The sequence below is a fragment of the Azospirillum oleiclasticum genome, from assembly GCF_013423485.1.
Taxonomy (GTDB): domain Bacteria; phylum Pseudomonadota; class Alphaproteobacteria; order Azospirillales; family Azospirillaceae; genus Azospirillum; species Azospirillum oleiclasticum.
Genome location: NZ_JABFFR010000014.1, coordinates 1 through 20915 on the forward strand (window position 1 = coordinate 1; position 20915 = coordinate 20915).

18 protein-coding genes and 1 pseudogene are annotated in these 20915 nt (G+C 70.4%); 16 read left to right on the forward strand and 3 right to left on the reverse strand.

Features of this window, described 5'->3' with window-relative positions:
* Positions 1 to 1203: 1203 nt before the first annotated feature.
* Entirely contained in the window at positions 1204 to 2559 is a 1356-nt protein-coding gene (locus HL658_RS16605; protein ID WP_180283440.1) for an AmpG family muropeptide MFS transporter, read from the reverse strand.
* Between the two features lie 304 nt (positions 2560 to 2863).
* Between HL658_RS16605 and HL658_RS16610 the strand changes: the two genes are divergently transcribed.
* From HL658_RS16610 to HL658_RS16625, 4 genes are all read left to right on the forward strand, one after another.
* The gene (locus HL658_RS16610; protein ID WP_180283441.1) at positions 2864 to 3655 is read left to right on the forward strand and encodes a phytanoyl-CoA dioxygenase family protein; all 792 of its coding nucleotides are present in this window, start codon (positions 2864 to 2866) and stop codon (positions 3653 to 3655) included.
* Positions 3656 to 3750: 95 nt separating this feature from the next.
* Positions 3751 to 4404: a TetR/AcrR family transcriptional regulator gene (locus HL658_RS16615; RefSeq protein WP_246337651.1), complete on the forward strand. Its 654-nt coding sequence runs from the start codon at positions 3751 to 3753 to the stop codon at positions 4402 to 4404.
* A gap of 129 nt (positions 4405 to 4533) precedes the next feature.
* A complete protein-coding gene (locus HL658_RS16620; RefSeq protein ID WP_180283443.1) occupies positions 4534 to 4968 on the forward strand; it encodes a phasin family protein in 435 nt (144 codons plus the stop codon).
* A 114-nt stretch (positions 4969 to 5082) separates the two neighbouring features.
* Positions 5083 to 5418: a tRNA-binding protein gene (locus tag HL658_RS16625; protein WP_180283444.1), complete on the forward strand. Its 336-nt coding sequence runs from the start codon at positions 5083 to 5085 to the stop codon at positions 5416 to 5418.
* Between the two features lie 38 nt (positions 5419 to 5456).
* Here HL658_RS16625 and HL658_RS16630 read toward each other — a convergent pair whose 3' ends face one another.
* The gene (locus tag HL658_RS16630) at positions 5457 to 6407 is read right to left on the reverse strand and encodes a DnaJ C-terminal domain-containing protein (RefSeq protein ID WP_180283445.1); all 951 of its coding nucleotides are present in this window, start codon (positions 6405 to 6407) and stop codon (positions 5457 to 5459) included.
* 168 nt (positions 6408 to 6575) lie between these two features.
* Here HL658_RS16630 and HL658_RS16635 point away from each other — a divergent pair, with 168 nt between their 5' ends.
* The 9 genes and pseudogenes from HL658_RS16635 to HL658_RS37115 all read left to right on the forward strand — a co-directional run.
* Positions 6576 to 7550: a zinc metalloprotease HtpX gene (locus tag HL658_RS16635; RefSeq protein WP_180283446.1), complete on the forward strand. Its 975-nt coding sequence runs from the start codon at positions 6576 to 6578 to the stop codon at positions 7548 to 7550.
* A 96-nt stretch (positions 7551 to 7646) separates the two neighbouring features.
* Positions 7647 to 8900, forward strand: a complete 1254-nt coding sequence (locus tag HL658_RS16640; protein WP_180283447.1) for a hypothetical protein — start codon at positions 7647 to 7649, stop codon at positions 8898 to 8900.
* 120 nt (positions 8901 to 9020) lie between these two features.
* On the forward strand, positions 9021 to 9146 hold the full coding sequence (gene ykgO / locus HL658_RS16645) for a type B 50S ribosomal protein L36 (RefSeq protein WP_012973122.1): 126 nt from the start codon (positions 9021 to 9023) through the stop codon (positions 9144 to 9146).
* 212 nt (positions 9147 to 9358) lie between these two features.
* The gene (locus HL658_RS16650; protein ID WP_211109766.1) at positions 9359 to 10846 is read left to right on the forward strand and encodes an FAD-linked oxidase C-terminal domain-containing protein; all 1488 of its coding nucleotides are present in this window, start codon (positions 9359 to 9361) and stop codon (positions 10844 to 10846) included.
* Between the two features lie 13 nt (positions 10847 to 10859).
* Positions 10860 to 12065 (forward strand): glycolate oxidase subunit GlcE, encoded by a 1206-nt coding sequence (gene glcE / locus HL658_RS16655; RefSeq protein ID WP_180283449.1) that lies wholly within the window; start codon positions 10860 to 10862, stop codon positions 12063 to 12065.
* Positions 12066 to 12074: 9 nt separating this feature from the next.
* Entirely contained in the window at positions 12075 to 13418 is a 1344-nt protein-coding gene (gene glcF / locus HL658_RS16660) for a glycolate oxidase subunit GlcF (protein WP_180283450.1), read from the forward strand.
* Positions 13418 to 14146 (forward strand): CDP-alcohol phosphatidyltransferase family protein, encoded by a 729-nt coding sequence (locus tag HL658_RS16665; protein WP_343055153.1) that lies wholly within the window; start codon positions 13418 to 13420, stop codon positions 14144 to 14146. The genes glcF and HL658_RS16665 overlap by 1 nt, the downstream gene beginning before the upstream one ends.
* A gap of 71 nt (positions 14147 to 14217) precedes the next feature.
* On the forward strand, positions 14218 to 15561 hold the full coding sequence (locus HL658_RS16670; RefSeq protein ID WP_180283451.1) for an NAD(P)/FAD-dependent oxidoreductase: 1344 nt from the start codon (positions 14218 to 14220) through the stop codon (positions 15559 to 15561).
* 329 nt (positions 15562 to 15890) lie between these two features.
* Positions 15891 to 16196: pseudogene (locus HL658_RS37115) on the forward strand (phosphatase PAP2 family protein); the annotation flags it as partial.
* A gap of 35 nt (positions 16197 to 16231) precedes the next feature.
* On the opposite strand, the gene HL658_RS16675 reads toward HL658_RS37115, so the two are convergent.
* The gene (locus tag HL658_RS16675; RefSeq protein WP_246337652.1) at positions 16232 to 16942 is read right to left on the reverse strand and encodes a glutathione S-transferase family protein; all 711 of its coding nucleotides are present in this window, start codon (positions 16940 to 16942) and stop codon (positions 16232 to 16234) included.
* Positions 16943 to 17069: 127 nt separating this feature from the next.
* Here HL658_RS16675 and HL658_RS16680 point away from each other — a divergent pair, with 127 nt between their 5' ends.
* The 3 genes from HL658_RS16680 to HL658_RS16690 all read left to right on the forward strand — a co-directional run bounded on the left by HL658_RS16680 (position 17070) and on the right by HL658_RS16690 (position 20890).
* Positions 17070 to 18440 (forward strand): aspartate aminotransferase family protein, encoded by a 1371-nt coding sequence (locus HL658_RS16680; protein WP_180283452.1) that lies wholly within the window; start codon positions 17070 to 17072, stop codon positions 18438 to 18440.
* A gap of 321 nt (positions 18441 to 18761) precedes the next feature.
* A complete protein-coding gene (locus tag HL658_RS16685; RefSeq protein WP_180283453.1) occupies positions 18762 to 18998 on the forward strand; it encodes a helix-turn-helix domain-containing protein in 237 nt (78 codons plus the stop codon).
* Between the two features lie 185 nt (positions 18999 to 19183).
* Positions 19184 to 20890, forward strand: coding sequence for a hypothetical protein (locus tag HL658_RS16690; protein WP_180283454.1), 1707 nt, complete (start codon positions 19184 to 19186; stop codon positions 20888 to 20890).
* Positions 20891 to 20915: the final 25 nt, after the last annotated feature.

Here is a 20915-nt window from a genome sequence, read left to right on the forward strand (position 1 = left end):
GGGTTGCCAAGCCGCTGAAAAGGGCCGCCGAATCGACGCGTTTGCGAGGGGTCCGGCGAACCGGCCGGATGTGGGCCGATTTTCGTTCCGTTCTGTTCTCAACGATGTCAAAGAACCCAAGAGAATCAAAGGCCCGCCGGATTCGAGCGCTGCCGGGGTTTTCGCCTGCACCGCAGCGCTCGAAGAAAAAGAACGGCAGAAGAACGTATCACGATGGCGGGGGCCTGTCACCCGCCCTGCGCACGTCCCGCGCGAGACCGGGGTGCTGGGTGCAACGCGGGTCGGCCGGGCGCTCTCCGCCTTGCGTCGGGAGTTCGTTGGTTGTAGGATTATAGTCCCTGAAGCCGGCAAGCCGGAGGATCCGCCATGCCCGTCGCTCCCGGCCTGCGCCGCGGTCCCCGCGCCGTCCCCCGCGACCGGTCGCAGGGCTTGGCGGCGCTGGGGTTCTATCAGACCTTCACGCAGATCGCGTTCCGGAACAACGACCCGCGCGTGGCCTGCGCGGAGGCCGGGCACAGCCAGCGTGGACGCCGGCTGCCGGAATCCGGTCCTGACGCCATCCCCGGCCCGCCCGCCATCCGGGCGCCGGAGGGGCGGCTGGTGCCGCGGTCGCGGACGCCGGACCGGGTGTGGGCGCGGGCGGCGCGGGCTCTGGCGGCGGGCTACTCGCCGCGTCGGGTGTCGGAGTCGCTGGGCATCGGGCCGGACGCGCTGCGCAACGCCTGGAAGGAGGCGGACGACTTCCGCTACCGCACCTATTGGGAATACCACTCCATGATCGCCGAGGCGCGGGCGAGGCTGCGGCGCAACAACGCCTATGTGCTGCCGGCGGCACTGGTGCCGGACTGGCAGACGGCGATGTGGGCGCGGATGGAGGCGGCGAGCCCGGCGCGACAACCCACCCAACCCCCGTGCGACACCCCTGTCGCACGTTCGCTCACGAACGACTCCGCCCAATCCCTTGACGTGACAACGCAATCCACCGCCGCACCCCATGCGACACCCGGCGCGGGCGCCGGAAAGCGTCGCACGATGTCGCGTGGGGAGGCCGCGGCGCGGGCCCCCCTCCCGACCTCCCCCCACGTCGCGGGGGGAGGAGAAAAAGAAGCCCCCCACGTCGCGGGGGAAGGAGAAAAAGAAGCCTCCCCCCACGTCGCCGGAGGACGGGAGGACGACGCCCCCCGCCCCACCGGGGGGATGCCGTCACGACCCCTCCGCCTCCGCCAGCCGCACCGGCTCCGCGTCCGTCCGGCCCATCAGCCAGAGCAGGATGCAGAGAGCCGGCAGGGCGCCCAGCATCGACACCAGGAAGAAGGACACCCAGCCCAGCCCGTCGGCGAGGAAGCCCGACCACGCCCCGAACAGGTCGCCGCCCAGTTTGAAGAAGCTGGACAGCAGCGCGTACTGCGTCGCCGTGTAGGCGGCGTCGCACAGGCTGGACAGGTAGGCGACGAAGGCGGCGGTGGCGATGCCGCCGCACAGGTTCTCCACCGCCACCGTCACCGCCAGCGCGCCGAGGTCGTGGCCGGCCAGCGCCAGCATGACGAAGCCGAGGTTGGAGACCATCTGCGCGATGCCGCCGAACAGCAGCCCGCGCATGACGCCGACGCGCCCCACCAGCACCCCGCCGAGCAGCCCGCCGACGATGGTCGCCCACAGCCCGAAGACCTTGGTGACGCCGGCGATCTCCTCCTTGGAGAATCCCAGATCGACATAGAAGGGGGCGGCCATCACCCCCGCCAGCACGTCGCCCAGCTTGTAGCAGGCGATGAACAGCAGGATCGCGGCCCACGCCCGCCGCGTCATGAACTGCGCGAAGGGGGCGACCACCGCCCCGAAGATCCAGGACAGCGCGTCGGCCCGCCAGCCGCGCAGGTGCGGGCGCGCCGCCAGCCACGCCGCCACATGCCGCTCGCGCTCCACCGACTCAGCGGACGCCCGCACCTCCGGCTCGCGGATCAGCAGCACCGTCAGCATGCCGACCGCGACCAGCGCCGCCATGGCGGTGTAGGCCGTGGACCAGCCGAAGGAGCCGGCGATGAACAGCGCGCCGGCCCCCGACGCCAGCATGCCGAAGCGGTAGCCCAGCACATAGGTGGCGGCCCCCGCCCCCTGCTGCTCCTCCTCCAGCCGCTCCACGCGGTAGGCGTCGATGACGATGTCCTGGCTGGCCGAGCAGAAGGCGACCACCACCGACAGGAAGGCGGTCCACCACAGATCCGCCAGCGGGTCGGTGGAGCCCAGCCCGACCAGGGCCAGGGCCAGGGCCGCCTGCGACACCAGCGCCCAGCCGCGCCGCCGCCCGAAGGTGCCGGTGACCAGCGGGATGCGCAGCCGGTCGATCAGCGGCGCCCACACGAATTTCAGCGCGTAGGGCAGGGACACCAGCGTGAACAGCCCGATGGCGCTGCGGCTGATGCCGCCTTCGCGCAGCCAGACCGACAGGGTGGCCCCGGTCAGCGCCAGCGGCAGCCCGCTGGAGAAGCCCAGGAACAGGATGGCGACGACGCGGCGGTCGAGATAGACGGCGGCCGCACGGCCCCAGGACGACGACAGCACGGGGATTCACCTCTTCGGGATGGCCCCGTGGTTATACGCGTACGATGCCGGGTGCGGCCAGAGTCCAGCGCCGGACGGCCGGGACGCGGCAATCGCCTGGTGAGACGAGGGTCCGACACGGAGCGTCCGGCATCCGCGGCCGGGTGCCTTGTCCGTTCCACCCACCCGGTGGTAGGGTCGGGCCATGATGTTCATGTCCATATTCCTCCTGCCGGTCTGAACCCCCCGGTGTCGTTCCGGCGCTCCGGCGCCGGTCGGATCAGCACGGCCACGCCTGCGCGGTGGCCGAACGGAAGAATGTGCGATGGGCAAGAGCGAACGCATCGGCCTGACCCCGGGTCAGGTCCAAACCTTCATCGACGATGGTTTCGTCCGGATCGACAACGCCTTCAGCACCGGGCTCGCGGCACGGTGCAGGGATGCCTTGTGGGCGGAGATCGGCCTTTCCCCGGACCAGCCGGGCGGCTGGACCCGGCCGGTCGTCCGGGTGGGATGCATGGCGTCCCCGCTTTTCATCGAAGCGGCCAACACGCCGGCCCTGCATCGGGCCTATCACCAACTGGCCGGGGAGGGGCGGTGGCTGGCGCCCGGAGGCCTTGGAACCTTTCCGATCCGCTTCCCCTCGCGGACCCCGCCCGGAGACGATGGCTGGCACGTGGATGTGAGCTTCGGCACCGAGCACCCGGATTTCATGGAATGGCGCGTCAATGTGACGAGTCGCGGCCGGGCGTTGCTGATGCTCTTCCTGTTCTCGGATGTCGGTTCCGACGATGCGCCCACGAGGATCCGCAAGGGATCGCACGCCACCATCGCGCGGGAACTGCTTCCCTACGGCGACGCGGGCGCGACGCTCCGGCAGCTTTCCGCCGACGGGTACGCGTCGACAGCGGGGTGCGCGGTCGAGCTGGCGACGGGCGCGGCGGGCACCGTCTATCTGTGCCACCCCTTCCTCGTTCATGCCGCGCAGCCCCATCGCGGGACGCGCCCGCGATTCATGGCGCAACCGCCGCTGATACCGTCGGGCGCGTTCGATCCGGCCTTGCCGCCGTCGCCGGTCCAGGTCGCCATCCGCCGGGCCTGCGGCCTCCCCTGGTGACCGGATCGGGCGCCCGCGCACCGCCGCCGGTTGGCGCCGCACCCGTGCCGCCCTACCTTCACACTACGCTGGACGACATGCGATTCGGAGTGACCATGGACGACACGCGGGAGCTGACCCGCCGGGTGGCGGAGGCCGCGATGCGGCTGGCGGCGGAACGGGGCTGGCGCCGCACCGGGCCGGTCGAGGTGGCGAAGGCCGCCGGCGTGCCGCTGGCCGCCGTCTACCGCCATTTCCCCGACCGCGCGGATCTGCTGGGCGCGGTCTCCACCGTGGCCGACGAGGCGGTGCTGGCCGACGGGGATGCGGACGGGGCGGGCGCCGGCATCAACGAGATGGCGGGGGAGACCGCGCGCGACCGGCTGTTCGACGTGATGATGCGGCGGTTCGACGCGCTGCTTCCCTTTCGCGACGGGCTGGCCGTGGCGGTGCGGGACCTGCGGCGGGAGCCCTTCACCGCGCTCGCCTTCGCGCGCCGCTACCGCCGTTCGATGGCCTGGATGCTGCGCGCGGCGCGCATCGAGGCGGACTCGCCCGCTGGCGCGCTCAGGGCGGCCGCTCTTGGTGCGCTGCACGCACGCGTCTTCCGCGTCTGGCTCACCGACGACACGGCCGATCTGGCCCGCACCATGGCGGCGCTCGACGGCGAGTTGCGCAAGGCCGAGTCCTGGGCCAACAGCCTGTGCCGGCGTTCATCGGGTGGCACGACCGCCGGTGGGGCGGAACCAATTGACGCACCCGCTGTCTAATGGGGTTGATCGGCAGAATCCATGTTGCGCTGCACAAAGGAAGTGACTATCTTTTCGGCACACTGCATCGGCAGCGTACACGCGTGTCGCGCCGCGATGGATCGGCTCACTTTCAGGGGATGAAACAACATGGCCAAGACGACGGGTAACCCCTTCCTCGACATCGATGTCACGAAGTTCATGGGCGACTACAAGGTCCCTGGCGTTGACGTCGATTCCCTGCTGGCGAGCCAGCGCAAGAACATCGAGGCCGTCACCGCGGCGAACCAGCTCGCGGTCGAGGGGCTTCAGGCGGTGATCCGCCGTCAGGCCGAGATCCTGCGCCAGTCGCTCGAAGAGGGCAGCGCCCTGATGGGCGACCTGATGTCCGCCGGCTCGCCCGAGGACAAGGCCGCCAAGCAGGCCGACATCGTCAAGGCGTCCTTCGAGAAGGCGCTCGCCAACGCCCGCGAGCTGGCCGAGCTGGTCGCCAAGTCCAACACCGAGGCCGCCGAGATCCTCTCCAAGCGCTTCTCGGAGAGCCTGGACGAGCTGAAGGTCGCGATCGTCAAGGTGAAGAAGTAAGCATCACCCCCGTCAGGGGTGTTGTCGAAAGGGCCGCCCCCGCCGGGGCGGCCCTTTTCGTGTCGGGATGCCGGTGTTAGCCTCCCCTCCCACAGATGACAGGGGAAGGGACCGATGACCATCGGCTACGACGATTTCCTGAAGGTGGACGTGCGGGTCGGCACCATCATCGCCGCCGAGCCGTTTCCGGAGGCGCGCAAGCCCGCCTGCAAGCTGACCGTGGATTTCGGGCCGGAGATCGGCACGCGGCGCAGCTCCGCCCAGATCACCCGCCATTACCAGCCGGACGCGCTGGTCGGCCGCCAGGTGATCGCCGTGGTCAACTTCCCGCCCAAGCAGATCGGCAAGTTCATGAGCGAGTGCCTGTGCCTGGGCGTCCCAGACGCCGACGGCGAGGTGGTGCTGCTGTCGCCCGACCAGCCGGTGCCGAACGGCGGGCGGATGTACTGAACCGAAGCCGGGCCCCTCGGTGAGGAGGGGGCGGTGTCCTACCCCTCCATCCCCTTGCGCGGGTTGTAGCCCTCCGGCGGGGTGTAGCCCTTCACGAAGGCTTCCAGCGCCGGGTCGGGCGGATCGGGGAGGGCGATGCGCACGGTGACGAACTGGTCGCCGCGGCTGCGCCCGTCGGCCTCGGGCAAGCCCTTGCCCTTCAGGCGCAACCGCGTGCCGTTGTTGGCCCCGCGCGGGATGGCCAGCATCACCGCGCCATCCACCGTCGGCACGCGCACGCGGGCGCCCAGCACCGCCTCCGCCAGCGTCACCGGCAGGTCGAGGTGCACGGCGCCGCCCTCGCGCCGGAACCAGGGATGCGGGCGAACGCTCACGGTGATAAGCGCGTCGCCGGGCGGGCCGCCACTGGCGCCGGGCAGCCCCTGGCCCTTCAGCCGCACGGTGGCCCCGTCCTCCAGCCCGGCCGGCAGGTCGACATCCAGGCTGCGGCCGTCGGGCAGGGTGACGCGGCGTTTGCCGCCCTTGGCGGCTTCCACGAAATCCAGCGGCAGGGAGAGGCTGAGATTGCCGCCGCGCGCCCGCGGGCGAGGGCCGCCCGCGGCCCCGAATCCGAAACCGCGGTTGCCGAACAGGTTGCCGAAGGCGTCCTGCAGATCCTCCGCCGAAAAGCTCTCGCCCCCGCGCCCGCGGGCGAAGCCGCCCTGGAAGGGGCCGCCGCCGCCGCCGTGGAACGGCCCACCGCCCTGGAAGGGGTTGAAGCCGCGCTCCTGGCCGGCGGCGTCGATCTCGCCGCGGTCGAAGCGGGCACGCTTCTCCGCGTCGGACAACAAATTGTAGGCCGCCGTCACGTCCTTGAAGCGGCGCTCCGACTCCGCCTTGCCGGGGTTGAGGTCGGGGTGATGCTGCTTGGCGAGCTTGCGATACGCCTTGCGGATCTCGTCCGCCGTCGCGGTCGGCGGAACACCGAGTGTTTCGTAGGGGTTGTTCATGCGCCGGTCGGTTGGTCGGTTCAGTCTGCGCTTTGCATGTGTTCACCCGAACTCCGGCGATCAAGAGGGCGAATGGCGGCCATGGTTTTCTTAGGGATCGGATGAAATCGGCGCCCTCCGCCGCAACATGGAGAGGGAGGATTGTTCCGCCGGCACGAGGCCCGACGCATGGTCTACATCCCGACCGACATCGCGCTGGCGCAGTCGCGGCGACGGCACAAGATCAACAACCTCATCCATTCGGGGGCACTGCTGGGCGGGCTGGGGTTGCTGCTGTCCCTCACCGGCTGGACTCTGGCAGGGTTGGAGGGCATGCTGCTGGCCGTGATGGCGGGGGCGCTCAGCGTGCTGTTCGCGCCGCGGGTGTCGCCGCGCATGGTGCTGGGCTTCTACGGGGCGCGTCGTCTCAGCTACACAGACGCCCCCGGCCTGTTCGAGGTGGTGCGCGCCGTCTCCGCCCGCGCCGGTCTCGCCAGCCCGCCGACCCTGCACTGCGTGGCCAGCCCGACGCTGAACGCCTTCGCCGTCGGCGGGCGCGACCAGGCGGCGGTGGCGCTGACCGACGGATTGCTGCGCGCCCTGACGCTGCGCGAACTGGCCGGCGTGATGGCGCACGAGATCAGCCATATCCGCAACAACGACCTGTTCGTCATGGGGCTGGCCGACACCATGGCGAGCCTGACGCGGCTGCTCAGCGTGCTGGGTGCGGTGCTGCTGATGGTCAACCTGCCGCTGCTGTTGCTGCAGCGGGAGCCGCTGCCCTGGCTGGCGGTGCTGCTGATGACGGTGGCCCCGGCGCTTGGGGCGCTGCTGCAACTGGCGCTGTCGCGCACGCGCGAATACGATGCCGATCTCGACGCCGCCTATCTGACCGGCGATCCTGAGGGGCTGGCGTCCGCGCTCGACCGTGTGGAGCGGGTGCAGGGCCGGCTGTGGGAGGGGCTGGTGCTGCCGCGCCGCAGCACCTCGGCCGGCCCGTCGCTGCTGCGCAGCCACCCGCATACGGAGGACCGCATCCGCCGCCTGCTCGACCTGCGCACGCCGCCGCCGGTGTTGCACGACCTCGACCATCTGCCGGTCCATGTGGCCTTCCCCGCGGCGGACCGCCGGCCGCGCTTCCGCCTGTCCGGCTACTGGTATTGAGCCGCCACCGGCGGCGGACAGGGTGTCGCCTGGACAGGCGGCGGGCCGACCGGTAGAAGCCGTTCCCCAAGGGTCACTCACCCCCGAAGGGAACCCATGGACCTCTCCCGGCGTCTCATCCTGCTTGTCTGCGGCGTGCTGATCGCCGCCGTCGCCGTCACCGGCGGCGTCTTCGCCTATGGCGCCCATGGCGCGCTCCTGGAGCGCGCGCTGGCCGACGGCCGCCATGTGGCGGAGCTTGCCGCCCGTTCCACGGCGCTGGTGCGCGAGGTGCCCCGCGCGGCCGAGGAGCTGCTGTCCGCCCAGATCGTCGCCCAGGCATCGCTCGCCGCCGAGCTGGTGGCGATGGGGGAGGCGGCCAGGCAGCCGGCGCGGGTGATCAACGACCGGCTGCGCGCCGCCGCGGACGCCGGTGCCATCGAGGAGATCGTCGCCACCGACCAGCGGGGCCGCATCGTCTACCGCAGCCGGCCGGTCGCCGATGTCGCCTACGGCGCCGACGCGGCGCCGTCGGAACAGCCCTTCACCACCCTGCTGAAGGGCTCCACCACCCCTGTGGTCCGCCCGGCCCAGCGGCTGGAGGCCGGCGGCCCGGTGATCAAGCCGGCGGCGGTGGCCGGGGCCGACAAGCCGCGGGTGGTGCGGGTGGACGCCGACGTGACCGGGCTGGCCGAACTGGCCCGGCGCGCGGGCGTCGAGCGGGTGATCGACGAGCTGCTGGCGAGCCGCATGGTGGAGGCGGTCTGGCTGCTCGCCCCCGACCAGCGCGTGCTGGCGCACGGTGCCGTCACCGGCATCCGCGCCGCCGGCGCCCCGGCCCCCGACGCCGACGAGCTCGCCGCCGCCCGCAGCGCCAGCGGGGGGCGCAAGGCCGCCGCCGTGCTGGCTGGCCCCTGGGTGCTCGCCGCCGCCCCCGTCACCCTGTCCAACAACGAGCCCTTCGCCACGCTTCTGGTGCGCATGCCGGCCGGCGATCTGGACGGCGGCTGGCGCACCCCGGCGCTGGTCGCCGGCGTGGTGACACTGCTGCTGCTGATCCTCGCCGTCGGGCGCATCGCCGCCACCGTCGGCGGTCGGCTCGACGAGCCGCTGGACCGTCTGGCCGAAGCCGCCTCCGCCCTCCACGTCGGCCGCTTCAACCCCTTTACCCTCAACGACCTGTGCGACCGCGACGACGCCGCCGCCCGCGCCGCCCGCGCCTTCCGCGCCATGGCCGTCGAGGTCACCCAGCGCGAGGAGCATCTGGAAGCCCTGCTCCAGTCGGCCCGCGGGGAGCCGGAGGAGGAGCCCGCGCCGGAGCCCGAGGGGGCGCCGGCGGACGAGGAGTATCGGGACGGGCAGGGGGTGTAGACCCGTAGGAAGCGTGAGTTGTGCGCCGCTTCCGGTTGACACCACCCGGCCCGCGCACTATGGTCCGCCGCTCTTGGAGAACCCCGACCAGTCTGGTTATCGCGAGTCAGGACCATTGCCATGAAGATCGTCAATTCCCTCAAGTCGATGAAGACCCGCCACAAGGCTTGCCGCGTGATCCGCCGCAAGGGCCGCGTCTACGTCATCAACAAGCAGAACCCGCGCTTCAAGGCCCGTCAGGGCTGACGTCCTCAGGTTCGGCCGGGCTTCCGGCCGGCCGGATCGACTGGTCGGGTGTTGCAGCATGGACCGCGCCGCGTCAATTCGGCGCGGTTTTTGCGTTTTCGCGTCATGCGCGCGAATCGTTGTTGCCCATGGCTGGTGATACCACTAAATCCTAGCCCACCGCACGAAGGCCCGGATAAGCCGGGCCATGGCCTTGGGAGGACTTGGCCGGCATGAAGATGCCCGCGCCCGACAGCGGCGTGATCGCACGCCGCCGCGAGATCGTCGACCGCCTGCGGGCCATCGTGCCCGGCGAGGGGGTCATCGTCGACGAGAACGAGCTGCGCGCCTACGAGTGCGACGGCCTCACCGCCTATCGCCAGCTTCCGCTGGTGGTCGTGCTGCCCTCCACCACCGAGCAGGTCAGCCGTGTGCTGAAGACTTGCAAGGAGATGGGGGTGAAGGTGGTGCCGCGCGGCGCCGGCACCTCGCTGTCCGGCGGCGCCCTGCCGCTGGAGGATGGGGTACTGCTCGGCATGGGCAAGTTCAACCGCATCCTGGAGGTCGATTTCGACAACCGGTGCGCGGTGGTTCAGCCCGGCGTGACCAACCTCGGCATCTCCAACGCGGTGGCGCATGCGGGCTTCTACTACGCCCCCGATCCGTCGAGCCAGATCGCCTGCACCATTGGCGGCAACGTGGCGGAGAATTCCGGCGGCGTGCACTGCCTGAAGTACGGGCTGACCACCAACAACGTGATGGGCGTGGAGATGGTGCTGATGGACGGCACCATCCTGCGGCTGGGCGGCAAGCACCTGGACCAGGGCGGTTACGATCTGCTCGGCATCATCACCGGGTCGGAGGGGCTGCTGGGCGTCGTCACCGAGGTGACGGTGCGCCTGCTGAAAAAGCCGGCGACCGCGCGGGCGGTGCTGCTGGGCTTCCCCACCAACGAGCAGGGCGGCGACTGCGTGGCCGCCATCATCGGCGCCGGCATCATCCCCGGCGGCATGGAGATGATGGACAAGCCGGCCATCCACGCGGCCGAGGCCTTCGTCCACGCCGGCTACCCGCTGGACGTCGAATCGCTGCTGATCGTCGAATTGGACGGCCCGGCGGCCGAGGTCGACCACCTCATCGGGCGGGTGGAGGCCATCGCGGGTCAGCATGGGGCCTGCTACAGCCGCGTCAGCCGCAGCGAGGAGGAACGTCTGGTCGTCTGGGCCGGGCGCAAGGCCGCCTTCCCCGCGGTCGGCCGCATCAGCCCCGATTACTACTGCATGGACGGCACCATCCCCCGCAAGGCGCTGCCCCTGGTCCTGCAACGCATGCAGGAGATGGCGGAGCGCTACAGCCTGCGGGTCGCCAACGTGTTCCACGCCGGCGACGGCAACCTGCACCCGCTGATCCTCTACGACGCCAACATCCCCGGCGAGCTGGAGCGGGCCGAGCTGTTCGGCGCCGACATCCTGAAGCTGTGCGTGGAGGTCGGCGGTGTGCTGACCGGCGAGCATGGCGTGGGCGTGGAGAAGCGCGACCTGATGACCCACCAGTTCACGGAGACCGACCTGGAGCAGCAGCAGCGCGTCAAATGCGCCTTCGACCCGGACGGGCTGCTGAACCCCGGCAAGGTCTTCCCGGTGCTGCACCGCTGCGCCGAGCTGGGCCGCATGCACATCTCCGGCGGCAAGCTGCCGTTCCCCGACATCCCGCGCTTCTAGAGGGCCGTCCGGCATGACCATCTCCACCTTCCGCCCGGAAACCGCCGCGCAGGCCGCGGACGCCGTGCGCTGGGCGCTGTCCAACGCCGAGCCTCTGGAGGTCCTGGGGCGCGGCAGCAAGCGCGGGTTGGGGCGCCCGGTGCAGGCCGCGCACGCCATCGACCTGTCGGCGATGACCGGCATCGTCGCCTACGCGCCGGAGGAGTTGGTGCTCACCGTGCGCGCCGGAACCCCGATGGCGGAGGTCCAGGCGCTGCTCGCCGAGAACCGCCAGCAGCTCGCCTTCGAGCCGCCGGATCTGGCCCCGCTCTACGGCGGGGCGGCGGGTGAGGGGACCATCGGCGGGCTGGTGGCGGCCGGGCTGGCCGGTCCGCGCCGCATCAAGGACGGAAGCTGCCGCGACCACACGCTGGGGTTCGAGGCGGTGAACGGCCGCGCCGAGGTCTACAAGGCCGGCGGCAAGGTGGTGAAGAACGTCACCGGCTACGACGTGCCCAAGTTGATCGCCGGTTCCTTCGGCACGCTGTCGGTGCTGACCGAGGTGACGGTGAAGGTGCTGCCGGCCCCGGAAACTTCCGCCACCATGCTGGTCCTGGGGCGGGAGCCGGACGCCGCCTTGCGGGTGCTGACGCAGGCCCTGCAAAGCCCCTACGAGGTGTCGGGGGCCGCTTTCCTGCCGGCCGCGGTCGCCGCCCGCTCCGGCGTGGCGGCGGTGGCGGGGGCCGGAGGGTCTGCGGCGCTGGTCCGGCTGGAGGGCTTCGGCCCCTCGGTGACCGCCCGCGCCGCGGCGCTGCGCGACGAGCTCGGCTGCGACGGCGTGCTCGATGCGGCGGAGTCGGCGGCCCTGTGGGCGGAGATCCGCGACGTGTCCTACTTCAGCGCCGCCGACCGGCCGCTGTGGAAGCTGTCGGTCCCGCCGGCGTCCGGACCCGCGGTCGCCGCCGCACTCCAGGCGTCGGTCGCCTGCGAGCTGTATCTGGACTGGGGCGGCGGCCTGGTCTGGGCCGCGGTCGATGGCGGGGATGGCGCCGAGGCCGTACGCGCGGCCGTCGGTGCCAACGGCCACGCCACGCTGATGCGCGCGCCGGAATCCGTGCGCGCGTCCGTTCCCGTCTTCCACCCGCAGCCGGCTCCGGTGGCGGCCCTGACCCAGCGCGTCAAGGCCAGCTTCGATCCGGCCGGCATCTTCAACCCCGGCCGCATGCACGCCGGCGTCTGAGCGGATTCCATGCAGACCAACTTCTCCCTGGCCCAGCTCGCCGACCCCGACACCAAGGAGTCGGAAGGCATCCTGCGCACGTGCGTGCATTGCGGCTTCTGCACGGCGACCTGCCCGACCTATGTCCTGCTGGGCGACGAGCTGGACAGCCCGCGCGGCCGCATCTACCAGATGAAGGATATGCTGGAGAAGGGCGGGCCGCCGTCCGACTCCACCGTCAAGCACATCGACCGCTGCCTGTCCTGCCTGTCCTGCATGACGACCTGCCCGTCGGGCGTGCATTACATGCATCTGGTCGACCACGCCCGCACCCACATCGAGGAGAACTACAAGCGCCCGCCGGCCGACCGCGCGATCCGCGAGTTGCTGGCGCGGCTGCTGCCCAACCCCCGGCTGTTCCGGCTGGCGCTGCTGGGCGGGGCGCTGGGGCGGCCCTTCGCGGGACTGCTGCCAGGGCGCATCGGCGCCATGATGGGGCTGCTTCCCAAGAGCGTGCCGGCGCCCAGCCACAGCGACCGGCCCGGCGTCCACCCGGCCGAGGGGCCGCGGCGCAAGCGCGTCGCCATGCTGCTGGGCTGCGCGCAGCAGGTGCTGGCCCCCGGCATCAACGAGGCGACCATCCGCCTGCTGACCCGCCACGGGGTCGAGGTGGTGGTGTCCAAGGGCGCCGACTGTTGCGGCGCGTTGACCCACCACATGGGCAAGGTGGAGATGTCGCACGAGAGCGCCAAGCGCACCATCGACGCCTGGACCCGCGAGATCGACGGCGGTGGGCTGGACGCCATCGTCATCAACGCGTCGGGCTGCGGCACCACGGTGAAGGATTACGGCCACATGTTCCGCGACGACCCCGTCTGGGGGCCGAAGGCGGCGCGGGTGGCGGCGCTGGCCAAGGACGTGACGGAGTTCCTGTCCGGGCTGGGGCTGATGGCGCCGGTGGTGGCGACCGGGCAGGCGATCACCTACCACTCCGCCTGTTCGATGCAGCATGGCCAGCGCATCAAGGCGCCGCCGCGCGATCTGCTGGCCGCCGCCGGCTTCCGCGTGCAGGAGGTGCCGGAGGCGCATCTCTGCTGCGGCTCGGCCGGCACCTACAACATGCTCCAGCCGGAGCTGGCCCGGCAGCTCCGCGACCGCAAGGTCCGCAACATCGAGAGCACGCGCCCCGACGCCATCGCCGCCGGCAATCTGGGCTGCATCACCCAGATCGGCGGGGGCACCGGCGTGCCCATCCTCCACACGGTGGAGCTGCTGGACTGGGCCACCGGCGGCCCGCTTCCCGAGGCTGTGGCCGGACACCCCGCCTTCATGGTACGAACGGATCCCGCGCAACGGGCCGAGGCGGCGGAATAGTGGACCAAAGGGTCGAGGTACGCGAGCCATACACGCTGCACCGCCGGGCTTCCGCCTGGGCAGTGCACGTCTTCACGGCCAGCGGGGCGGTGTTCGGCCTGCTGGCGCTGTTCGCCGTGTTCCAGGACCAGCCGGCGATGGTGTTCCTGTGGCTGGCGGTGGCGCTGATCGTGGACGGGGTGGACGGCACCTTCGCCCGCCGGGCGGATGTCGCCAACGTGCTGCCCGGCGTGGACGGCTCGGCGCTCGACCTCGTGGTCGATTACCTCACCTATGTGGTGGTGCCCGCGGTCTTCATGGTCCGCTTCGGGCTGTTGCCGGACGGTTTCGCGCTGGCGCTCGCCGGCTGGGTGCTGCTGACCTCGCTCTACTGCTTCGCCAACACCGGGATGAAGAGCTCCGACGCCTATTTCGTCGGCTTCCCGGCCGTGTGGAACGTGGTGGCGCTCTATCTGTGGCTGCTGGATTTCGATCCCTGGGTCAACACCGGCATCCTGCTGGCGCTCGGGGTGCTGACCTTCACCCGGATGAAGTTCCTGCACCCCTTCCGGGTGCGCACGCTGATGCCGCTGAACCTTGCCGCCACGGCCGTGTGGTTCGTGGCGGGCGGCTGGCTGGTCGCCGTGCACCCCGAGCAGCCTTCCCTGGCCTTTGTGCCGTGGCTGGCGGCCAGCGGTTATGTGGTCGGCATGTGCGCGTGGCGCAGCCTGCGTGACCTGAGGGGCTGACCGAAGGGCGGGTGCAACCCATCGGCGGCCGGGCCGTTGAGAGGGGGTGTCGTTCCGGGACGGAGGCCCCCATGCCCGAATCACCCCCGCATGTCGTGATCGTCGGCGCCGGCTTCGGCGGGCTTGCCTGCGCCGGCGGGCTCGGCCATACGCCCGTGCGTGTCACGGTCATCGACCGGCAGAACCATCACCTGTTCGTGCCGCTGCTCTATCAGGTGGCGACCGCCGCCCTGTCGCCCGCCGACATCGCCCAGCCCATCCGCCGTATGCTCGGCCGCTACCCGAACATCGAGGTGCGGATGGCCGATGTGGTCGGGGTGGACACCGCCGCGCGGCGCGTAGGGCTGGCCGATGGCGGAGCCGTGCCCTTCGACCGTCTGGTGCTGGCGACCGGCTCCTCCTACGGCTATTTCGGGCATGACGAGTGGGCGGAGCACGCGCCCGGTGTGAAGACGGTGGAGGACGCCCGCTTCATCCGCGCCCGCCTGCTCACCGCCTTCGAGCAGGCGGAGGCCTGCGACGACCCGGAGCGGCAGAAGGCGCTGATGACCACGGTGGTCGTGGGTGGCGGTCCCACGGGGGTGGAGATGGCGGGTGCCGTCGCCGAGCTGACCCGCCACGCGCTGGCCCGCGATTTCCGCCGCATCGACCCGCGCGCCGCCACCGTGCTTCTGGTGGAGGCCGGTCCCCGGCTGCTGACCACCTTTCCGGAGGAGTTGTCGGACTACGCGTACGCCAAGCTGCGGGATCTCGGCGTCGAGGTGCGGCTGAACCAGGCCGTGGAGGACGTGCGGGAGGACGGCGTGCGCATCGCCGGGCGCTTCATCCCGGCCGGCACCATGGTCTGGGGGGCCGGGGTCAAGGCGTCGCCCGCCGGGCGCTGGATCGGCGTGGAGACCGACCGCGTTGGCCGCATCCCGGTCAACCCCGATCTCTCGGTCAAGGGGATGGAGGGGGTGGTGTACGCGCTGGGTGACACGGCGCTGACCATGGGCGGGGACGGCCGGCCGCTGCCCGGCCTTGCCCAGGTGGCCAAGCAGCAGGGGCAGCATCTTGGCCGCGCGCTGCGCGCCAATCTGTCGGAGGGCGCGCCGATGCCGCCCTTCCATTTCAAGGACCGCGGCAACACCGCCATCATCGGCCGCAGCGCCGCCGTCTTCGATTTCGGCCGCTACCGGCTGCGCGGCTGGTTCGCCTGGATCCTGTGGGCGATCGTGCACGTCTATCTGCTGGCGGGCTTCGAGAAGCGACTGCTGGTCGCCATGCAGTGGCTGTGGCGCTACGCCACCTACCAACGCGGGGCGCGGCTGATCACCAACCCCACACATGGGCATGTGGAGCGGGCGGCGTCGCCCTTGGGGGAGGCACCGCAGGGGGCGCAGGGGAGCGAGCCCCGCCGCCGGGCCGCCGGCTGAGACGCGGAACCGGGGCCTCGGCCGCGGCGTTTCCTGCGGGCGATACCGCTTCGAGGACACGCGCCTTGCCCACCCCCACCACCGTCGCCGCCGTTACCGCCGCCCCGATCCTGCTGCCGGCCATCATCGAGGCCATCGCCGGCATCGACGAGGCGGTGCGTCGGCGCTGCACCGCGTCGCCTGACACCCGCGTCGGGCCGTTGGCGGTCGCCGGGCGCTACGCCATCAAGCGCCATGTGCTGTTCCCCGCCTTCGCCGCCGCCTGGTGGCTGGGGCGGCGGCAGGACCGTCCGCGCCTGCGCCGGGCGGGGGCCTTGGGATTCACCGGAGTGCTCGCCACCATGGCGGTGGTCGATGCGGTGAAGCTGGCCCTGCCGCGCGGCCGGCCGGACGAATGCGGCGACGCGCGGCGCTGGCGCGCCGGGGACCGTGCGCGCTCCTTCCCCTCCGGCCACACCGGCAGCGCCTTCGCTGCCGCCACCGCGGTCGCCATCACCGCCGCCGACCCGCTGGCCGCCGCCGCGGTGATGGGCGGGGCTGCCGCGCTCGCCAGCGGCCGGGTGCTGCGCGACCGGCACTGGACCAGCGACGTGGTGGCCGGTGCGGTGATCGGCACGGTGACGACGGCGCTGGTGGCTCTGTGGAGGGCCGGCGCGGCTGACCGCCGCACTCAGAAATACGGCGCCTCCAGCCCCTCCGCCACGAAGGCGGCACGTACGGCGGGGCGGGCGTACACCCGCTCCAGGAAGTGGCCGAGATTGGGCAGGTCGCGGGCCTTCAGCGTCATGTTGCGGCTCCAACGCGCCAGCATGAACAGATAGGCGTCGGCGGCGCTGTACGTCTCCCCCAGCAGATACGGGCGGTCGGCGAGCGTTGCGTCGGCGATCTGGAACTGCAGGTGCAGCCGCCCCTCCGCCACCGTCTTCAGGTCGGCGCAGGCGGCAGCCGGCACGTAGCGCTCGGGGTAGAAATAGACGAGCATGTCCGGCTGGATGGTGTTGGTCAGCCACGCCATCCACTGGTAGAAGCGCGCCCGCTCCTGCGTGCCGACCGCGGGGGCGAGGCCCGCCTGCGGGTGGCGGTCGCACAGGTGCAGGCAGATGGCGGCCGATTCGTAGACCACGAGGTCACCGTCCACCAGCGTCGGCACCCGGCCGTTGGGGTTCAGCGCCAGATACTCGGCGGATTTGTGCTCCTCCTTCGCGCGTTCGAGGAAGACCAGCTCGTGTTCCGCGCCGATCTCGCGCAGCAGGATGTGCGGGGCCATGCCGGCGGTGGAAGGCATGGTGTGGAGCGTGTACATCGGGGCCTCCGGCACGGGTGTCGCGTCCATCCGGATAGCCCCGCGCGCGGCGTCCGTCCAGTGGCTCGCCGCGCGCATGGCGGCTTTTCGCGCAGGAGTGCCGCGCGCGGCTTGGACGCTGCGGGGGCGGGGATGTAGCATCGGCTACCGCCGCCGGCGGGGCCGCCACCCGCGAGCCCCCGGCGCAACGCCAGGGAACGACATCATGACCGCGATCGGCAACTCGCCCGCCAGCCGCGACAAGGCCTTTGTCCTGCACCCCTACACCAACCTGAAGGCCCACGAGACGCAGGGGCCGATGATCATCGACCGCGGCCAGGGTGTGCGCGTCTACGACGACTCCGGCAAGGAGTACATCGAGGGGCTCGCCAGCCTGTGGTGCGTGTCGCTGGGCTGGGGGCAGGAGCGGTTGGTCGAGGCGGCGGCGCGGCAGATGCGCAAGCTCGCCACCTACCACACCTTCACCCACAAGTCGCACGAGCCGATGATCGACCTGGCGGAGGCGCTGCTGAAGCTGGCGCCGGTGCCGATGTCGAAGGTGTTCTTCGCGAACTCCGGGTCGGAGGCGAACGACACCGTCATCAAGATCATCTGGTACTACAACAACGCGCTCGGCCGGCCCGAAAAGAAGAAGATCCTGTCGCGGTTGAAGGCCTACCACGGCGTCACCGTGGCGACCGCCAGCCTGACCGGCCTGCCCAACAACCACCGCGATTTCGACCTGCCCATCGCGCGCATCCAGCATCTGGACTGCCCGCACCATTACCGCTTCGCCGAGCCGGGCGAGACGGAGGAGCAGTTCGCCACCCGTCTGGCCGAAAACCTGGAGGCCCACATCCTGGCCGAGGGGCCGGACACCGTCGCCGCCATGTTCGCCGAGCCGATCATGGGGGCCGGCGGCGTCATCATCCCGCCGGAGACCTACTTCGCCAAGATCCAGCCGATCCTGAAGAAGTACGACGTCCTGCTGATCGCCGACGAGGTGATTTGCGGCTTCGGGCGCACCGGCAATTTCTGGGGCTCCGAGACCGTCGGCATGCAGCCGGACATCCTGACCTGCGCCAAGCAGCTCTCGTCCGGCTATCTGCCGATCTCCGCCGTCATGGTGAACGAGAAGGTCTATCAGGCCATGGTGGCGGAGAGCGAGAAGATCGGCATCTTCGGCCACGGCTTCACCTACTCCGCCCACCCCGTCGCCGCCGCGGTGGCGCTGGAGACGCTGAAGATCTACGAGGACATGGACATGCTGAACCATGTCCGATCGGTGTCCCCGCGCTTCCTGGAGCGGCTGACGGCGCTGGGTGACCATCCGCTGATCGGCGAGGCGCGCGGCATCGGCCTGATCGGTGCGGTCGAGCTGGTCGCCGACAAGGAGACCAAGACTCCCTTCGAGCCGGCCGGCATGGCCGGGGCCAAGGTGAACGCGCTGGGCCACGAGCAGGGCGTGATCACCCGCGCCATGGGCGACCGCATCGCCTTCTGCCCGCCGCTGGTGATCGGCACGGACGACATCGACGAGATGTTCGACCGCTTCACCCGCGCGCTCGACGCCGCGATCCCGGTGCTGAAGCCGTAAGGGGCGGGGGAGGGGCCGGGTTGGGCTTCGGCCCTCCCCCACAACGCTGTCAGCACCGCGCCAATCTCGACCGCCTCGACCCGGCTGGCGATGACGGGTTCGGCTGCGGCCGGAGACGGGGGCGGGATGGTGAGGAGAAGGAGGAGGATTCGAAGGACGGTCGGCGTCGGCATATTAATGCATGACTTGGCTGGTCGTTTTTTTGGCCGCTATCTTCCGATACCGTCGCTCTATTGAAAGGGCGATGGTGTTTATCACCAAATTTTTGGTGAAGATCACTCAACCGTTGCAGAATTCGGCGCCGTGCCCGAGTTATCGCATATGATCACGGCGGAGCAGATACGGGCGGCGCGCGGCCTCCTCAGTTGGACCCAGCATGACTTCGCCGACCGTGCGCTGCTGTCCGTGAACACCATCCGTTGCATCGAAAAAGGCTCCGCCGACACTCTCGTCCGCTCGGCATCCCAGGTCCCCGCCGACCTGGAAGCGGCGGGCGTCGAGTTTTCCATGCGCGGGGATCCATGGGGTGCTGGAGCGCAGGGAGGGACCGTAGATTGACGTCAAGTCCGGCCCAGCCATGGCAGGAGGAAGCGGTTTGGCTCACATCGAACCATATCGTGTAGGCGAGCGAAGCAGCAGTGAGAAATAAACAAACGATCGCATTGGCGTAAATTTCTCTAAGAGCGTGTGTGTGTCCGGGTTAGAATGCCGGTGACGCGACAAACTAGCGAGATGAGCGGCGGGTGGCGACTGTACCGTACCTGAGTGATCCACGTGAACTTGAACGCTGGCTGGAGGATAAACCGGCTGACTGGTCGCAGGCCATTGCGGCGCGTGCAGCACTGCGACTGCTGCCAAAGATGTTCGATTCTCCAATCATTCGAGAGCGGGAAGCGGCGTCAGTTCTTGCGGTAATGCGCGCCACGTACATTTCGTGGGCAGCGTCTAAGTTTCCTGCCCATGATATGAAGGCCGCCGCTGCCGCTGCCGCCGCTCGTTCCGCTGCCCATTCCGCCGCCGCCGCTCGCTCCGCCGCTGCTGCTTCGGCGGCCGCGGCAGCAGCCGATAGCGCCACCGCTGCGGCAGCAGCCGCTGCCGCTGTTGCGTCTGGCTCCACCGCCCGCATAGGTGTGCGTGCTGTCAACTACTTCACCTCTGTCGTTTCCGGCGACGCCGCATGGCTATTGGGTGTCGACGGCCAGACAGTGCACCGGGGGGGTAGGGAGTTGATTGATCGCCCACTGTGGCCTTCCGGCGCTAAGAACCCGGTGCGTCAAGGACTGCAGGCTGCCCGGCAGCGTACTCTCTTCGCAGATCACGAATTCGTACTCTGGGCCGCATGGTACGAAGCTCTGCTGCCCGCCACCCCGGCCGCGGAGCCCTTCGACATTTTCGGCGAAGCCTTGACGCTGCGCATCGTGACCCAGCCTGATGCGTGGTGGGACCGCCCGGCCAAGGATGTGAACGCCGAAATCGCGCGGTGGCTGAAGGAGCGGGACGCGGTGGCCGTCACGGACACCTCGTCCCTCGCCCCCGCTATTGCCGCGCTGCCCGGATCCAGCCCCGCCCCAGTGAATTTTCGCTGGCGCGCCGATTGGCTGGAGGCGCTCGACCCCGAGACCGCGGGCGACGCGGCGGGGCTGGCGCAGGATTATCTGGACGAGGCGCGGGAGCAGGCGCTTCACACGCAAACGCGCATCGGTGGCAACGCTGACCCCTCCGTTGTCCGCGTGGTCGCGCGGGTGGTAGATGCTTTGCCGGAGCGGGTGGAGGCGGTGCGGCCGGCAATCCTTGACGCGCGCTGCCTAGCGCTCGGCACCTTCCTCGCCCGCTACGATGGGCTGGACCTGAAGGACCGTGAGCTGTCGGAGGAGGCACTGGCTGACCTCGCGGCCTTGATGCTGATCCTGCGACGGCTGTGTGCGCTGATGCCCGACCTTGCTCGGGAGGCGGTGGAGGCCATGGGGTGCGACCTCGCCGGCAAGGAGGAGGCAGTGCGCCCTGCGCTGATCGCCATCGTTCAGGTGGCTGCCGATGCCCCGATCACCGGAGCTAGCGCCCGGCCGGTGTTGGAGGCCCTGTGCGAGGAGCTGTCCCGCCCGCCGAACGAGCCGGAACGCCGCCGCTGGCTCGCCATCGCCGGAACCACCATCCGCGACTGGCTGCTGGAAGCCGCCCGCTTCGCCCACCGGCCGGCGGCCACCGTGTCCCGTGAACTTGCGGCGCTGGCGAAGGAGGCCTACTCCGACGCCCGTCCGAAGCTGGTCAAGGAGGCCAGCGACGCCATCGTGAAGACTGCCAAGGCCGGCGTGGTCGGCGGCGTGGCGTGGGTGATGACCAGCGTTCTTGATGATTTGACCGCACTCGCCCGCAACATCCCCGGCTTCGAAGAAATTCTCCGCGTCGCCCGCGAGGTGGTTAAGTTCTTCAAGAGCAAGGATCCGGGTTGAGCGGGTGGTCCGATCCCACCGGGGC

Bases quoted from the DNA above. Each gene is read 5' to 3' on its own strand.
- HL658_RS16610 (WP_180283441.1), top strand. From the start codon at position 2,864: ATGGGCAAGAGCGAACGCATCGGCCTGACCCCGGGTCAGGTCCAAACC.
- HL658_RS16615 (WP_246337651.1), top strand. From the start codon at position 3,751: ATGGACGACACGCGGGAGCTGACCCGCCGGGTGGCGGAGGCCGCGATG.
- HL658_RS16620 (WP_180283443.1), top strand. From the start codon at position 4,534: ATGGCCAAGACGACGGGTAACCCCTTCCTCGACATCGATGTCACGAAG.
- HL658_RS16625 (WP_180283444.1), top strand. From the start codon at position 5,083: ATGACCATCGGCTACGACGATTTCCTGAAGGTGGACGTGCGGGTCGGC.
- HL658_RS16630 (WP_180283445.1), bottom strand. From the start codon at position 6,407: ATGAACAACCCCTACGAAACACTCGGTGTTCCGCCGACCGCGACGGCG.
- HL658_RS16635 (WP_180283446.1), top strand. From the start codon at position 6,576: ATGGTCTACATCCCGACCGACATCGCGCTGGCGCAGTCGCGGCGACGG.
- HL658_RS16640 (WP_180283447.1), top strand. From the start codon at position 7,647: ATGGACCTCTCCCGGCGTCTCATCCTGCTTGTCTGCGGCGTGCTGATC.
- ykgO (WP_012973122.1), top strand. From the start codon at position 9,021: ATGAAGATCGTCAATTCCCTCAAGTCGATGAAGACCCGCCACAAGGCT.
- HL658_RS16650 (WP_211109766.1), top strand. From the start codon at position 9,359: ATGAAGATGCCCGCGCCCGACAGCGGCGTGATCGCACGCCGCCGCGAG.
- glcE (WP_180283449.1), top strand. From the start codon at position 10,860: ATGACCATCTCCACCTTCCGCCCGGAAACCGCCGCGCAGGCCGCGGAC.
- glcF (WP_180283450.1), top strand. From the start codon at position 12,075: ATGCAGACCAACTTCTCCCTGGCCCAGCTCGCCGACCCCGACACCAAG.
- HL658_RS16670 (WP_180283451.1), top strand. From the start codon at position 14,218: ATGCCCGAATCACCCCCGCATGTCGTGATCGTCGGCGCCGGCTTCGGC.
- HL658_RS16675 (WP_246337652.1), bottom strand. From the start codon at position 16,942: ATGCGCGCGGCGAGCCACTGGACGGACGCCGCGCGCGGGGCTATCCGG.
- HL658_RS16680 (WP_180283452.1), top strand. From the start codon at position 17,070: ATGACCGCGATCGGCAACTCGCCCGCCAGCCGCGACAAGGCCTTTGTC.
- HL658_RS16685 (WP_180283453.1), top strand. From the start codon at position 18,762: ATGATCACGGCGGAGCAGATACGGGCGGCGCGCGGCCTCCTCAGTTGG.